Here is a 14,149-nt window from a genome sequence, read left to right as displayed (position 1 = left end):
CCCGCCCGCGGTGCTACCCTCCCGCGAAACGCCGAGAGGGAACGCAATGCCGGATCACGCCGGACAGACCACCAACGCCACCGTGGCCCTTCGTCTCGCCGAGGCCTTCCGCCGCCATGGCGTGACGCTGACCTTCGGCCAATCCCTGCCCAGCGCCTTTCATTTGGCCTCGCCGCATGTCGGCATCGACCAGAAGGTCTACCGGCAGGAGAATGCCGGCGGGACCATGGCGGATGGCTATGCCCGGATCTCCCGCAAGGTCGGCGTGGTCACCGCGCAGAACGGCCCGGCCGCGACGCTGTTGGTGCCGCCGCTGGCGGAGGCGCTGAAGGCCAGTATCCCGGTCCTCGCCCTGGTGCAGGAGGTCACCCGCGACAGCTCCGACCGCAATGCCTTCCAGGAGTTGGACCACCTCAACATGTTCGCCCCGGTTGCGAAATGGGTGCGGCGGATCGACCGCGCCGACCGGCTGGACGACTATGTGGACATGGCCTTCACCGCCGCGACCTCCGGCCGGCCAGGCCCCGCCGTGCTGCTGGTGCCGGCCGACCTGCTGACCGATCCGGCCGCCTCGCTTTCCTCCCTGCTGCGGCCGCGGGCCATGTCGCTCGGCCAGGTGCCGCTCGACCGGGTGGTGGCCGACCCTGCCGCCATCGCCGCGGCGGCGGACATGCTGGCCGCGGCGCGGCACCCGCTGGTGGTCGCCGGCGGCGGCATCCACCTCTCGGGCGCCGCGGCCGGATTGGCCGCGCTGCAGGAAGCGGCGCACCTGCCCGTCGGCACCACCGTCATGGGCAAGGGCGGGGTGGATGAGACGCATCCGCTCAGCCTCGGCGTCATCGGCTATGTCATGGGGCAGGGGTCCCGCACCGGCGAGATGCGGCCGATCGTCGACCGCGCCGATGTCGTGCTGCTGGTCGGCAATCGCACCAACCAGAACGGCACGGACAGTTGGAAGCTGTTCTCGCCCAATACCCGCTTCATCCATCTCGACGCCGATCCGATGGAGGTCGGCCGCAATCATGAGGCGATGCGGCTGGTGGGCGATGCGAAGCTGACCCTGGCCGCGCTGGGCGAGGCCTTGAAGGCCCGCGACCTCTCGACCCGCGCCGCCGCCCGTCCCGGCCTCGAGGCCGAGATCGCCAGCGCCATCACGGGCTGGCGACGCACCATCGCCGACATCACCACCCGCGACGCGAAGCTGCCGCGGCCGGAGCGGCTGATGGCCGAGCTCGACGCGCTGCTTCGGCCGGAGGACATCGTCGTCGCCGATGCCTCCTATTCCTCGATCTGGATCGCCAACTACCTGACCGCGAAGCGGCCGGGCCAGCGCTTCCTGACCCCGCGCGGCATCGCCGGCCTCGGCTGGGGCCTGCCCATGGCGATCGGCGCCCGCATCGCGGCGGAGGAGGCAGGCTCCGGCGGCCGCGTCGTCTGCCTCTGCGGCGATGGCGGCTTCGGCCATTCCTGGGCCGAGCTCGAGACGCTGCGGCGGCTCGAGCTGCCGATCGTCACCATCGTCCTGAACAACGGCATCCTCGGCTATCAGAAGCATGCCGAGGAGGTGAAATCCGGCGAGCACACCAAGGCGGTGAACTTCACCGCCGTCGACCACGCCGCCATCGCCCGGGCCTGCGGCGTGCTCGGCGTGCGGCTGGAGCATAGCGGCGAGATCCGCGGCGCGCTGGAGACGGCGCTGGCCGCGGACCACCCGACGCTGATCGACATGGTGACCGACCCCGACGCCAAGCCGCCGATCTCCTTCTATGCCGGCCACTATCCGGAGCCCTTCTGATGCTGGCGCTGCGCAAGACGGCGGCCGCCTTCGGCCTCGAATTCCAGGACATCCCCGAGCCGCCGCCGCCCGGCCCGGCCGAGGTGGTGCTGCGGGTCGACGCGGTCGGCGTCTGCGGCTCCGACGTCCATGCCTATGAGTGGACCGCGGGCTACGACTTCATGGTCCCGCACCTGCCGCTGACCATGGGCCACGAATTCTGCGGCACCGTCATCCGCAACGGCACCGGCTCGGGCTTCGCCGAGGGCGATAGGGTCGCCGTCATCCCCTTCGTCTTCTGCGGCCATTGCGCCAATTGCCGGGCCGGCGACACGCGCAACTGCCTAAACCGCCAGGGCATCGGCCTGACGCGGGACGGCGGCTTCCAGGCCGAGGTCCGGGTGCCGTCGCGCTGCTGCGTCGCCCTGCCGAAGGGGCTGGACGCCGAGCTGGCGGCGCTGACCGAGCCGCTCGGCGTCGGCGCCGAGGCGGTGCTGACCGGCGAGGTCGGTCTCGGCGACACCGTGCTGGTGCTCGGCCCCGGGACCATCGGCCAGGCCATCGCCCTGTTCGCCCGGCTGGCCGGCGCCGCCCGGGTCATCGTCGCCGGCCGCGCCGATGCGCCGCGCTTCGACGTGCTGCGGGCGCTCGGCTTCACCGAGCTGGTCGATGTCGCGGAGGGCGCCCTGAAGGACCAGGTGATGGCGCTGACCGGCGGCCGCGCCGTCGACGTGGTGCTGGAGGCGACCGGCGTGCCGCAGACCCTTGTCGAGGGCATGTCCGTGCTGAAGAAGGGCGGCGTGATCGTCGCCGCCGGCATCCACGCCGCGCCGCTGACCCTGCCGCTGACCGACTTCGTCCGCATGCGCCACCAGCTCCGTGCCTCCCATGGCGCCGAGCGCCGCACCTGGGACCGCGTGCTGGCCCACCTCTCGCGCGACCCGGAGGGCTTCCGGCCGATGATCACCCACCGCATGTCGCTGGATCGTGGCATCGAGGGGTTCGAACTCGCCCGCCAGCGCGCCGCCAGCAAGGTGATCCTGACGCCATGAACGCCCCAGAGGACCGTCTCGCCCTCGTCACCGGCGCCGCCCGCGGCATCGGTGCCGGCATCGCCGCGAAACTTGCGGCGAACGGCCACCCCGTGGTGCTGGCCGACGTGATCGACGAGGTGGAGGCGACCGCCGCCGCGCTCCGGGCCCAGGGGCACGAGGCCCGCGCCATCCGGCTCGACGTGGCGGACGAGCAGGCGGTGGCCGCACTGCCGATTGCCCTCGGCGAGGATTGGCAACGGCTCGGCATCGTCGTGAACAATGCCGGCATCTCCCCCAAGGCGACGGATGGCCGGGCGCGGAAGATCCGCGACATGCCGGCCGAGGAATGGCGCCGGGTGCTGGCGGTGAACCTGACGGGGGCCTTCCTGGTCTCCCAGGCCTGCCTGCCGCCGCTGCGGGCCCGGCGCTGGGGCCGGATCATCATGCTGACCAGTCAGGCGGCGCGGGCCAAGAGCCAGATCGCCGGCGCCCATTACGCGGCGGCCAAGACCGGGCTGATGGGCTTCGCCCGCAGCCTCGCGGTCGAATGCGGCCCGGACGGGATCACGGTGAACTGCATCGCCCCCGGCCGGATCGACACGCCGATGGCGCGCGGCACCACCGACGCGGCCAATGCCGCCTTCCTGGCGCAGGTGCCGGTGGGCCGGGTCGGCACGCCGGCCGATGTGGCGGAGGTCGCCGCCTTCCTCGCCTCGGATGCCGCCGCCTACCTGACCGGCGGCACCATCGATGTCGGTGGCGGCAGCTTCATGCCGTGAGCGTAGCGGGATGCCCGAAACGGTCGGTTTCTTGACACCCTACCCCCCGGCAGGCTTCATCCCGGCGCCTGACGCGCCGACCCTGCCCGGGGACCGCCCCGCGGGCGCCCAACCCTGCGGTGGTTTCCTTGAGCACATCCATGGCGAAGAAGAAGTCCGGCGGCTGGCTGGAGAGCGTCAAGACGATGCTCTATGCCGGCTTGATCGCCATCGGCATCCGGACCATTGCTTTCGAACCGTTCAACATCCCGTCCGGCTCCATGATCCCGACCCTGCTGGTCGGCGACTATCTCTTCGTCTCAAAATACTCCTACGGCTATTCGCGCTACTCGATGCCCTTTGGGCCGAACCTGTTCTCCGGGCGGATCTTCGGGTCGCTGCCGAAGCGCGGCGACGTCGCCGTCTTCAAGCTGCCGCGCGACCCCAGCCAGGACTATATCAAGCGCATCGTCGGCCTGCCGGGCGACCGTATCCAGGTCCGCGGGGGCATCCTGCATGTCAACGGCCAGCCGGTGAAGCGGGAGCTGGTGGGCGATTCCGAGCTCGACCGCTGCTACCGCGAGCCGGCCAAGTATTACCGCGAAACGCTGCCTGAGGGCCGGGTGCACGGCATCCTCGAATGCACCGACCAGGGCAGCGCCGACAACACGATCGAATTCCGCATCCCCCCCAACCATGTCTTCGGCATGGGCGACAACCAGGACAACAGCCAGGACAGCCGCTACCTGGACGCGGTCGGTTTCATCCCGGTGGAGAACCTGGTGGGCCGGGCTGGATTCATCTTCTTTTCGCTCGACGGATCGCAGGCCAGCCTGTGGAAGCCCTGGACCTGGCCCATGGCCATCCGCTGGAACCGGCTGTTCTCCGGCGTCCGATGAGCCGGCCGTCATGAGCGACGAGGCGGGCCATGCCGCCCTTGCGGCCAGGCTCGGCCACGCCTTCGCGCGGCCGGAGCTGCTGCGGCAGGCGCTGACCCATTCCTCCGCCACCCAGGGGTCACGGCTGAGCTCGAACGAGCGGCTGGAATTCATCGGCGACCGGGTGCTCGGCCTGCTTATTGCCGAATGGCTGATCGAGCGCTTCCCGACCGAGCGCGAGGGCGACCTCGGCAAGCGGCTGTCCTTCCTGATATCGGCCGAAACGCTGGCCGGCATCGCCGAGCGGCTGGAGATCGCTGCGGCGCTGAAGATGCCGGAGAGCTACCGGCAGCAGGGCTTCCGCACCTGGGTGAACATCCTGTCGGATGCGCTGGAAGCGGTGCTCGGCGCGCTCTACCTGGATGCCGGGCTGGAGGCGGCGCGCAAGCTGGTGCGACAGGAATGGCTTGGCCTGCTGGAAGGCCACCACAAGCCGCCGCTTCCGGCAAAGAGCCGGCTGCAGGAATGGACGCTCGGACGTGGGCTCGGCCTGCCGGCCTATACCCTGACCTCGACCGAGGGGCCGCCGCACAGCCCGGTCTTCAAGGTAACCGTCGCGGCGGCGGGCCGGGACGCCGAGGGCACGGGGGCGACCAAGCGGGCCGCCGAGCAGGCGGCGGCGGAGGCCTGGCTTTTGGGGCTGCAACGGACATGAACGAGGACCAGGACCTGCCCCACCCTCCCGAGGAAAGCCGCCCGGCGCCGGTGGCCGGCCGCACGCGCTGCGGCCTGGTGGCCGTGGTCGGCGCGCCGAATGCCGGCAAGTCGACGCTGGTGAATGCGCTGGCCGGCAGCAAGGTGACGATCGTCTCGCCGAAGCCGCAGACCACCCGCTTCCGCATCCGCGCCGTGGTGATGCACGAAGGCACCCAGGGGCGGGCACAGATCATCCTGGTGGACACGCCCGGCATCTTCCAGCCGCGCCGGCGCCTCGACCGCGCCATGGTCGCCGCCGCCTGGGGCGGCGCGCAGGACGCCGACCGCACCCTGCTGATCGTCGATGCCCGGGCCGGGCTGACCGATGCGGTGCGCGCGATCGTGGAACGCCTGGCCAAGGCGGCCAAGCCGATCTGGCTGGCGCTCAACAAGGTGGACCTTGTGGAGCCGCCGCGGCTGCTGCCGCTGGCCGCCGAGCTGAACCAGATGCTGCCGATCGAGGAGACCTTCATGATCTCCGCCGAGAAATTCCGCGGGCTGGACCGCCTGCTGGAGAAGATGGCGGCGGACATGCCGCCCGGCCCCTACCTTTTCCCGGAGGACGAGCTCTCCGACCTGCCCAACCGCATGCTGGTGGCGGAGATCGTGCGCGAGCAGATCCTGCGCCAGACGCATGAGGAAGTGCCGCACCACGCGACGGTCGAGACCGAGAACTGGCAGGAGCGCAAGGACGGCAGCGTCCGCGTCGACTGCACCATCTATGTCGGCCGCGCCACCCAGAAGGCGATCCTGATCGGCGATGGCGGCGCCAAGGTGAAGGCGATTGGGCAGAGCGCGCGGCGGGAGCTCGAGGCGCTGCTGGAGCGCCGCGTGCACCTCTTCCTCAACGTGAAGGACCGCCCGGGCTGGGACGAGGAGCGCGGGCGGATCCGGGCGCTGGGGCTGGAAGACCTGGACTAGCTCCGCAGGAAAGCCAACAGGTCGGCGTTGAAGCGGTCCTTGTGGGTGCTGGCGAGGCCGTGCGGCGCGCCCTCATAGACCTTCAGCTCGGCATGCCGCAGCAGCTTCGCCGAGGCCCGGCCGGCGCGGTCGATCGGCACGATCTGGTCGTCGTCGCCGTGTACCACCAGCACCGGCTTGTCGATCCGCTTCAGGTCCGCGGTGAAGTCGGTTTCCGAGAAGGCCTTGATGCAGTCGAAGGCCGGCTTCAGCCCGGCCTGCATGCCCATCAGCCAAAAGGCATCGCGCAGCCCCTGGGAGACCTTCGCGCCCGGCCGGTTGGCGCCGTAGAAGGGGCCGCTGAGGTCCTGGTAGAACTGCGAGCGGTCCGCCATGACGCCGGCGCGGATGGCGTCGAAGACCTGCATCGGCAGGCCATCCGGGTTGGTCTCCGACTTGACCATCTGCGGCGGCACCGCGCCCAACAGCACCATGCGGCCGATCCGCCCGGTGCCGTGTCGGCCGGCATAGCGGGTGATCTCGCCGCCACCGGTCGAATGGCCGACCAGGCTGACATCCTGCAGCGCCAGCGTCTCGATCAGCGAGGCGAGGTCATCCGCGTATTCGTCCATGTCGTGCCCGGCCCAGCCCTGGTCGGACCTGCCATGGCCGCGGCGGTCATGCGCGATCGCGCGGAAGCCCTGGGAGGCGACGGCCATCATCTGCTCGTCCCAGGCATCCGAATTCAGCGGCCAGCCATGCGAGAAGACGACCGGTGGGCCGCTGCCCCAATCCTTGTAGAAGATCCGCGTGCCGTCCTTGGCGATGATGCTGGGCATGGGCGGGCTCCGTCCTCCGTGAGGTTGCGGTGCAACGCTGCGGCTTGCGCTAGCGTTCCACGAAGGGACGGGGCCGGCCCGGCGTCGCGGCTGCGGCTGGAGTGAAGCGGGTCCAGCCCGGGACCTGGGCGGCCAAGTCCACCTCGCGCCATTTCGGATGCCGCGGCGGTTGCAGGAAGGTGGGGAATTGGCGGTGAAGGCCTCGACGAAGCGGGCCACCTTGCGATGCCGCTCGGTTGCCGCCGGCCAGGCATAGACCGCCATGACGGCGCCGACCGCGATGGTCTCGACCGCGCCGCCCTCCGGCACCAGGCGGGGGTAGTCGGCGGGGCGGAATTCGGCGGGCAGGTAGGTCTGCAGCAGGGCCGGGCCGGCCGGCACCGGCAGCAGCTTCAGGCCACTCTCGGCCGGGATGCCGCCGAACAGCCGGGCCGGCTTGCCCGCGACATAGACCAGCGCCGCGATCTCGCCGCGCCGCAGCCGCTCGAGCGCGCTGTCCTGCGGGTCGTGCCTGGCATCGACCGCGATGCCGAGCGCATCGAAGACCAACGAGGCGGTCATCGCCGTGCCGCTGCCGCGGACATCGACATTCACCGGCTTGCCGGCCAGGTCCCGGATGCCGGCGATCTCCTGACGGGCAAGGACATGCACCTCTTCGTCATAGAGCTTGGCGACATACTGGATCAGGCTGTCGAGACCGGGCAGCAGCTTCTCCCGCCGCGCATAGGCCAGCACGTCCGACTGGACGATGCCGATATCGACGCCGCGCAGCACCAGGATATCGGCGATGTTCTGCAGCGAGCCCTTGCCGAGGATAGGCAGCACCCGCAGCCCGTCGGGATCGTCCAGCACCGCGGCCAGGTCGGCGGCAATGCGGACATAGGTGCCGTCCGCCCCGCCGGAGATGACGCCGACCGTCCCGGAGTTGGCCTTGGCCGCGAGCGCGTTGAGCGTCGGCGTGATGCCCTGCGCTAGGACCGGGCCGCCGAGGCCGGCGGTGGCGGCCCCGACCAGAAGACCGCGGCGGGCCATCGGGCGGAATGCAGTCATGGATGGTCCTGGATGTCGAGGCGCCGCGGCGCCACCGGAGGCCGGATCGGCAAGGAGGCGGCGATTTTGGGCAGGGCGGTGGCCTCCTCCCAACCGGCGGGACAGGCAGTATAGGCGGCGCCGTCCGGGCCGCGGCGGCGCCCCGGTTCAACCCTGGGCGAGGACCCGCCGCAGCGCCAGGCCGATCGGCACCATCGCCGGGATGACCTGGCGGGTGAAGGTGCCGAGCACGGCGAGCACGGCCGGGCCATGGCCGTTCGGCACCTCCCCCGCCAGCGCCAAGGCGGGACGCAGCGCATCGGCCTCGCGCTCCGCCAGCCGCCGGGCGGCGTCGCGTCCCGCGGCGATCGCCGCCGGGTCGAGCGCGGCGCCGAGCCAGCCGGGCAGCGCCGGCGGGATGCCTGGCCAGTGCGCGAGATGGAGGTAGAGGCTGGGGACAACGCCGGTATCGCCATGGCGTGCCGCCAGCGCCTGCACGGCGGCGGCGAGCGCCGGCGGCAGCGCCGCCAGCTTCGGCAGGGGCGGCGGCATCGGCAGCATGGCGGGCGGGGCGATCGCTGGCGGTGGCGGGCCGGGCTCGGCGGGCGTGCCTTCCAGCGCGCGGCGCAGCGCGGTCAGCAGGATCAGGTTGGTCAGGTTGCCGCGGTTGTAGGTCTCGGCCAGGGCCGCGACCTCCCGGCGCTCGGCAGCGCTGAGCGCGTTCTCCGGCAGCAGCGTGGCGGGCGGAAGCGGCACCGCCGCCGCCAGTCGATCGCGCGCCCCGGCCAGCCGGCCATCCTCCAGCGGCGGGCGGACCGCCTGCCAGACCCAGGGCAGCACGCCGGGCAGGGTGGCGAGGTGGCGGTGGATCAGGTTGACCAGCGGCACGCCGCTGGCCTCGCGCAGCGCCGCATAGATCGCGGCGATGTCGGGCGGCGCCTCCGCCTCGCGGATTTCGGGAAGCGCCGCTGCGGCCATCAGAGCACCGAGACGTTGGTCGGTGTCGCGTACCAGCCGAAGCCCTCGCCTTCCTTGACCACGCGGCCGACGCCCGGCCAGGGGAAATGATAGGAGAGTATCTGGTGCTTGTCGGTCGCCAAACGGTCGAGCATCCGGGTGCGGGTCTGCGCCGACAGCTTCGGGTCGCTGTCATAGGCGAACTCCCACATCGGCCGACGCAGCAGCAGCACCGGGTGGTGCGCGAGGTCGCCGGTGTTCACCATCGTGGCGTTGCCGGAGGTGATGGCATAGCAATGATGGCCCATCGTGTGGCCCGGGGTCGAGATGGCGACGACACCCGGCGCAACGGGTTGCCCATCCTTCACCATGATCATGCGGTCACGATAGGGCGCGAGGTTCTTCTTGGCGCCATCGACGAAGGTGACCATGAACTCGGCTCCCTTCTTGTTGGCGTCGTCGGTCCAGAACTTCAGGTCGGTCTCGCTGATGGCGACCTGGGCGTTCGGAAAGACGCGATTGCCGCTGGCATCCACCAATCCCCAGCAATGGTCGCAATGCGCGTGGGTCAGCACGACGAGGTCGATCTGCTCCGGCTCGATTCCCGCGGCGCGCATGTTCTGCAGCATGCGTCCCGAGGTGGGCCCGAACATCTTGCTTGCGGGTCCCATGCTCTCGCCCATGCCGGTGTCGAAGAGAATAAGCTGCCGGCCGGTATTCAGGATGAGAATGTTCTGCTCGAGCGGGGTTTCGTCGAGCGGCAGGAAGTTGCTCGAGAGTAGGTTGCGGAGGTCTGCCACCGGCGCGGTGGGAAAGGCCGGCTCCGGCTTGCCGATCGGCAGGAGGCCGTCGGACACCACGGTCGCCTCGAACTCCCCGATCTTGAAACGCTGCCAGGCGGGCGGCAGCACGTTGCGGAACGGCGCGGCGGCCATGGCGGGCAGGCCGGGCAGCAGGGATGCGGCCGCAGTTGCCACGCAGCCGCGCCGAGCAGGCCGCGGCGGCTGATGATGGACATTGGCATTCTCCTCCCCCCAATGGGCTCCCGCAGCGTGGTGCGGGCGCACAGCATGCCACAGCCGCAGCGTGTGTCCCGTGGGATTTCCACGTCAGGCCGACGCATTGACGCCCGGGGCATGCTGCCGCCACCCTGGCGGCAACAGGAGGATGCGGATGCCGCAACTGGCCACTTGGGCGGATCGCCAACCGGAAAAGATCGCCGCGTATTTTCCCGATACGGGCGAGGCGATCACCTATGGCCGGTTGTACACGCGGGCCCGGCAGGTGGCGCGTTGGCTCATCGGCCTCGGCCTGCGGCCCGGCGACGGCATCGCCCTGCTGCTGGAGAACCGGCCGGAATCCCTGGAGATCGCCGAGGCGACGCGGCTGGCCGGCCTGTACTACACGCCGCTCTCGATCCATCTGCGGCCGCATGAGGTCGCCTATGTGCTGCAGGACAGCGGCGCGACGCTGCTGATCGCCAGCCCGGCGCTGGCCGCGCTGGCGCAGGACTTGGTGGCGGAAGGCGCGGTCGGTGACCGGCCGCGCTACGCGCTGGCCGAGGGTATCCCCGGCTATGCCAGCTACGAGACCGGCGTCGCCGCGCAGGATCCCGCGGCGCCCTTGCCCGAGCGGCCGGTCGGCCGCGGATTCCTCTATTCCTCCGGCACCACGGGCCTGCCGAAAGGCATCCGCCGGCCGCTGGTTCCTTACGAGCAGCGCGACGCGCCGGAATGGGACATGACCTGGAAGGGCTTCTACGGCTTCGGCGAGGACACGGTCTATCTCTGCCCCGCGCCGCTCTACCACGCCGCGCCCAACCGGTATGTCTACCGCACGCTGACCGAGGGCGGCACCGTGGTGGTGCTGCGCAAATCCGACCCGGCGCAGTGCCTCGCCACCATCGAGCGGTTCCGCATCACCCATAGCCAATGGGTGCCGACGATGTTCGTCCGCATGCTGGCGCTGCCGGAGGCGGTGCGGCGCGGGCACGACCTGTCCTCCCATCGCACCGCCATTCATGCCGCGGCGCCCTGTCCGCCGGCGGTGAAGCGCGCCATCATCGATTGGTGGGGGCCGATCCTTTGGGAATACTATGCGGGGTCGGAAGGGATCGGCACCACGGTGATCTCGCCGCAGGACTGGCTGCGCAAGCCGGGCAGCGTCGGCCGCCCGGTGAACGGCGTGGCGGTGCACATCACCGGGGAGGATGGGGCGGAACTGCCCTCTGGGCAGACCGGCACCATCCGCTTCAGCGGCGCGCCGCGCTTCGCCTACCACAACGCGCCTGACAAGACGGCCGCCTGCTACGACGCGCGCGGCTGGGCGACGCTCGGCGATCTCGGCTGGCTGGACGAGGACGGCTTCCTGTTCCTGTCCGACCGCCGGGCCGACCTGATCCTCTCGGGCGGGGTCAATCTCTATCCGGCGGAGATCGAGGCGGTGCTGGCGCAGCACCCGGATGTCTCGGAAGTCGCGGTGGTCGGCGTCCCGCATGCGGAGATGGGGGAGCAGGTGCATGCTGTAGTGGTGCCGCGCGGCGGGGCGGCGCTGGAGGCCAAGGCGCTGGAGGACTGGTGCCGGGACCGGCTGGCCGGGCCGAAGCGCCCGCGCAGCTGGGAGGTGGCAGAGGAGTTGCCGCGGAGCGAGGCCGGCAAGCTGCTGCGGCGGATCCTGAAGGAGCGCTACCTGCCCGCCAGGTAGCGCCCCCGCGTCAGAAGCTGCTGAGGAAGACCAGGCGGGACAGGGCGAATTCCACCGCCGCCACGAAGCCGCCGAGATAGCCGAGGGCCAGCGCGACTGCGCCCACGTCTTCCCACTGATGCCGGTGCTGCTTGATGGCCTTGAACATCGTCTCTCTCCCGCATGGCATATTGCATGCAGGGGATATGCGCCGGTCGTGGCGCCACCGCTGTGGCGCGGCGCACAGGTCGCCGCTGCCGTTGAGAGCAAATGCCGAGCCGGCCGCATCACCGGGAAACGTCGTTTGCTCGCTTGAACGAAGGAGTGGATCGCTTGTCGTGAGTCAGGTCGAATGCGAGCCGCTTCAGCCGCCGCGCAGCCCGAGCCGTTCGACGCGCTTTTCCTCCAGGTCGATCGTATCGGCCATGTTGCGCGCGTAGTCGGCGCTGTTCAGGTACTCGACCGGCTGATCGAGCCGCGCGAGTACCGCAAGATGCGCCGGATCGTGCAGCGCGCGGCGGAAGCCATCATGCAGGACGGCGAGGATCGCCGGATCGAGCCCCGCCGGTGCCACCAGCCCATACGGCGAGGTGACCACCATGCCGGCATAGCCGAGTTCCAGTAGGGTCGGCACCTCGGGGAAGCGGGCCACGCGTTCCCGCGTCCAGACATTCAGGTAGCGGAGCTTGCCTTCGGCGACGAGCGGCGCCGCGCCGGTGCCGGCCGCCTGTGCCTCGATATGGCCGCCGAGCAGCGCGGTGGTGCCTTCCGATTCGCCACGGAAGGGAATGTGCTCGACATCGAGCTTCTCCTGCGCGGCCAGGTCGACCATGGCGAGATGTGGCGTGCCGTTGGCGCCGGTATTGCCCCAACGGTGCCGCCCGGGCCGCGCCCGCGCATCCGCAACCAGCTCCTGCCAGGTGGTCCAGGGGCTGTCGCCGCGTACCAGCACGCCGAAGGTATAGCCGGTGAGGTGCAGGATCGGCGTGAAGTCGCGCCGCGGGTCGTAGGGCATGCGCTGCATGAAGGGCAACCGCAGCGCCGGCAGCGTCATCTGCGAGACCAGATAGCCATCGGGTTTCGCGCGCGCGACCGCGGCGGGGCCCAGCGTGCTGCCGGCGCCGGGACGGTTCTCGGTCAGCACGGTCTGGCCGAAGGCGCGCGTCGCGGCTTCCGCCAGGCCGCGCATCTGCACATCGGTGGCGCCGCCGGGCGGGAAGGGGACCAGCACCGTGATGGGCCGGTCGGGAAAGCGTGGCTGGGCACGCAGGCTGACAGGGGCCGCGAGCGCGGCCGCCGCGCCCAGCAGGGCGCGGCGATGGGTCGGCATCAAGCTCTCTCCGTTACAGCGTGCGGCCGATGATCTCGCGCATGATCTCGCTGCTGCCGCCATAGATGCGGCCGACGCGCGCATCGGCCCAGGCGCGGCCGATCTCGTATTCGGCCATGTAGCCATAGCCGCCATGCAGTTGCAGGAAGTCGTCGAACAGCTTGTTCTGCATCTCGGCGCCCAGCAGCTTGGCCGCCGCGGCCAGCTCCACCGTCAGCTCGCCGCGTAGGTGCAGCGCCAGGCAGTGATCGGCGAAGACCCGGTACATCGCCGCCTGCGCCTTGGCATCGGCCAGCTTGAAGCGGTTGTGCTGGAAGTCGATGACCGGCTGGCCGAAGGCCTGGCGTTCCTTCACGTAGTCCACGGTCTTCTGCAGCATCACCTCCATGCCCATCGCGGCGCGCACGGCGATGACCAGGCGTTCCTGCGGCAGGTTGCGGATGAGGTAGGAAAAGCCCTTGTTCTCCTCGCCGAGCAGGTTCTCGACCGGCACCCGCACATCCTCGAAGAACAGCTCCGAGGTGTCCTGCGCATGCAGGCCGATCTTCTCGAGGTTGCGGCCCTTGGTGAAGCCGGGCGTGCCGGCGGGGACGCAGATCAGGCTGATGCCCTTGCGGCCCGCGGCGGGATCGGTCTTCGCGCAGAGGATGACGAGGTCGGCGAGCTGGCCGTTGCTGATGAAGGTCTTCGACCCGTTGATGACGTAGTGGTCGCCGTCGCGCTTCGCCGTGGTGCGCATGGCCTTCAGGTCGCTGCCCATGCCCGGCTCGGTCATTGCGATGGCGCCGATGATCTCGCCGGACGCCATCTTCGGCAGCCATTCGCGCTTCCGCTCGGGCCTCGCCAGGTCCTCGATATAGGGGACGACGATATCGGAATGCAGCGGGAAGCCGGGGCCGGTGCAATTGGTCCGGGCAATCTCCTCGATGACGATGGCGCTATAGCCAAAATCCGCACCGGCGCCGCCATACTCCTCGGACAGCATCGGGCAGAGGATGCCGGCCTCGCCCGCCTGCCGCCACACCTCGCGGGAGACGATGCCGTCGCGCTCCCACTGCCGGTGATGCGGCACCACATGCTTCTCGAAGAAGCGACGCACCGTGTCGCGAAAAGCCTCGTGGTCCGCGTTGTAGACGGTGCGCGGGCCGGTCAGGCGGGCGCTGCCCGTGGCGGGGATTGTGTCCATGGCGGTTCCTCCGGCGATCAGGTCGT

General features: G+C 70.4%; 13 protein-coding genes. 7 read left to right on the top strand and 6 right to left on the bottom strand.

Going from position 1 to position 14,149, the window contains the following annotated elements; translation table 11 throughout:
• Window positions 1-46: 46 nt before the first annotated feature.
• The 6 genes from ACQ86J_RS08945 (at window position 47) to era (ending at window position 6,121) form a co-directional block, all read left to right on the top strand.
• Window positions 47-1,795 carry an acetolactate synthase catalytic subunit gene (locus ACQ86J_RS08945; protein WP_431270843.1) on the top strand — a complete coding sequence of 583 codons (1,749 nt, stop codon included), beginning with the start codon at window positions 47-49 and terminating at the stop codon, window positions 1,793-1,795.
• Window positions 1,795-2,826 carry a zinc-dependent alcohol dehydrogenase gene (locus ACQ86J_RS08940; protein WP_431270842.1) on the top strand — a complete coding sequence of 344 codons (1,032 nt, stop codon included), beginning with the start codon at window positions 1,795-1,797 and terminating at the stop codon, window positions 2,824-2,826. Before ACQ86J_RS08945 ends, ACQ86J_RS08940 begins: the two co-directional genes overlap by 1 nt.
• Window positions 2,823-3,587, top strand: a complete 765-nt coding sequence (locus ACQ86J_RS08935) for an SDR family oxidoreductase (RefSeq protein WP_431270841.1) — start codon at window positions 2,823-2,825, stop codon at window positions 3,585-3,587. The genes ACQ86J_RS08940 and ACQ86J_RS08935 overlap by 4 nt, the downstream gene beginning before the upstream one ends.
• A gap of 140 nt (window positions 3,588-3,727) precedes the next feature.
• Window positions 3,728-4,465, top strand: coding sequence for a signal peptidase I (lepB, locus tag ACQ86J_RS08930; RefSeq protein ID WP_431270840.1), 738 nt, complete (start codon window positions 3,728-3,730; stop codon window positions 4,463-4,465).
• Window positions 4,466-4,475: 10 nt separating this feature from the next.
• Window positions 4,476-5,159, top strand: coding sequence for a ribonuclease III (rnc, locus tag ACQ86J_RS08925; protein ID WP_431270839.1), 684 nt, complete (start codon window positions 4,476-4,478; stop codon window positions 5,157-5,159).
• Window positions 5,156-6,121, top strand: a complete 966-nt coding sequence (gene era, locus ACQ86J_RS08920; RefSeq protein ID WP_431270838.1) for a GTPase Era — start codon at window positions 5,156-5,158, stop codon at window positions 6,119-6,121. The genes rnc and era overlap by 4 nt, the downstream gene beginning before the upstream one ends.
• Here the strand turns inward: era and ACQ86J_RS08915 are convergent.
• The 3 genes from ACQ86J_RS08915 to ACQ86J_RS08905 form a co-directional block, all read right to left on the bottom strand.
• Window positions 6,118-7,989 carry an alpha/beta fold hydrolase gene (locus tag ACQ86J_RS08915; protein ID WP_431270837.1) on the bottom strand — a complete coding sequence of 624 codons (1,872 nt, stop codon included), beginning with the start codon at window positions 7,987-7,989 and terminating at the stop codon, window positions 6,118-6,120. The two genes, era and ACQ86J_RS08915, sit on opposite strands and share 4 nt — an antisense overlap.
• A gap of 147 nt (window positions 7,990-8,136) precedes the next feature.
• Window positions 8,137-8,946 (bottom strand): hypothetical protein, encoded by an 810-nt coding sequence (locus tag ACQ86J_RS08910; RefSeq protein WP_431270836.1) that lies wholly within the window; start codon window positions 8,944-8,946, stop codon window positions 8,137-8,139.
• Window positions 8,946-9,860, bottom strand: coding sequence for an MBL fold metallo-hydrolase (locus ACQ86J_RS08905; RefSeq protein WP_431270835.1), 915 nt, complete (start codon window positions 9,858-9,860; stop codon window positions 8,946-8,948). Before ACQ86J_RS08905 ends, ACQ86J_RS08910 begins: the two co-directional genes overlap by 1 nt.
• Window positions 9,861-10,098: 238 nt before the next feature.
• Between ACQ86J_RS08905 and ACQ86J_RS08900 the strand changes: the two genes are divergently transcribed.
• Window positions 10,099-11,628 (top strand): AMP-binding protein, encoded by a 1,530-nt coding sequence (locus ACQ86J_RS08900; protein ID WP_431270834.1) that lies wholly within the window; start codon window positions 10,099-10,101, stop codon window positions 11,626-11,628.
• 10 nt (window positions 11,629-11,638) lie between these two features.
• On the opposite strand, the gene ACQ86J_RS08895 is transcribed toward ACQ86J_RS08900, so the two are convergent.
• From ACQ86J_RS08895 to ACQ86J_RS08885, 3 genes are all read right to left on the bottom strand, one after another.
• Entirely contained in the window at window positions 11,639-11,776 is a 138-nt protein-coding gene (locus ACQ86J_RS08895; protein WP_431270833.1) for a hypothetical protein, read from the bottom strand.
• A gap of 195 nt (window positions 11,777-11,971) precedes the next feature.
• A complete protein-coding gene (locus tag ACQ86J_RS08890; RefSeq protein ID WP_431270832.1) occupies window positions 11,972-12,937 on the bottom strand; it encodes a tripartite tricarboxylate transporter substrate binding protein in 966 nt (321 codons plus the stop codon).
• Between the two features lie 13 nt (window positions 12,938-12,950).
• Entirely contained in the window at window positions 12,951-14,123 is a 1,173-nt protein-coding gene (locus ACQ86J_RS08885) for an acyl-CoA dehydrogenase family protein (protein WP_431270831.1), read from the bottom strand.
• Window positions 14,124-14,149: the final 26 nt, after the last annotated feature.

The sequence above is a fragment of the Dankookia sp. P2 genome (assembly GCF_050632255.1).
In the GTDB taxonomy this organism is placed as follows: domain Bacteria; phylum Pseudomonadota; class Alphaproteobacteria; order Acetobacterales; family Acetobacteraceae; genus Paracraurococcus.
The sequence above is the reverse complement of the archived record's forward strand: the minus strand, read 5'-3'. Positions and strand labels throughout refer to the sequence as shown.

Coding starts and splice junctions, on each gene's coding strand:
- ACQ86J_RS08945 (WP_431270843.1), top strand. CDS start 47: ATGCCGGATCACGCCGGACAGACCACCAACGCCACCGTGGCCCTTCGT.
- ACQ86J_RS08940 (WP_431270842.1), top strand. CDS start 1,795: ATGCTGGCGCTGCGCAAGACGGCGGCCGCCTTCGGCCTCGAATTCCAG.
- ACQ86J_RS08935 (WP_431270841.1), top strand. CDS start 2,823: ATGAACGCCCCAGAGGACCGTCTCGCCCTCGTCACCGGCGCCGCCCGC.
- lepB (WP_431270840.1), top strand. CDS start 3,728: ATGGCGAAGAAGAAGTCCGGCGGCTGGCTGGAGAGCGTCAAGACGATG.
- rnc (WP_431270839.1), top strand. CDS start 4,476: ATGAGCGACGAGGCGGGCCATGCCGCCCTTGCGGCCAGGCTCGGCCAC.
- era (WP_431270838.1), top strand. CDS start 5,156: ATGAACGAGGACCAGGACCTGCCCCACCCTCCCGAGGAAAGCCGCCCG.
- ACQ86J_RS08915 (WP_431270837.1), bottom strand. CDS start 7,989: ATGACTGCATTCCGCCCGATGGCCCGCCGCGGTCTTCTGGTCGGGGCC.
- ACQ86J_RS08910 (WP_431270836.1), bottom strand. CDS start 8,946: ATGGCCGCAGCGGCGCTTCCCGAAATCCGCGAGGCGGAGGCGCCGCCC.
- ACQ86J_RS08905 (WP_431270835.1), bottom strand. CDS start 9,860: ATGGCCGCCGCGCCGTTCCGCAACGTGCTGCCGCCCGCCTGGCAGCGT.
- ACQ86J_RS08900 (WP_431270834.1), top strand. CDS start 10,099: ATGCCGCAACTGGCCACTTGGGCGGATCGCCAACCGGAAAAGATCGCC.
- ACQ86J_RS08895 (WP_431270833.1), bottom strand. CDS start 11,776: ATGTTCAAGGCCATCAAGCAGCACCGGCATCAGTGGGAAGACGTGGGC.
- ACQ86J_RS08890 (WP_431270832.1), bottom strand. CDS start 12,937: ATGCCGACCCATCGCCGCGCCCTGCTGGGCGCGGCGGCCGCGCTCGCG.
- ACQ86J_RS08885 (WP_431270831.1), bottom strand. CDS start 14,123: ATGGACACAATCCCCGCCACGGGCAGCGCCCGCCTGACCGGCCCGCGC.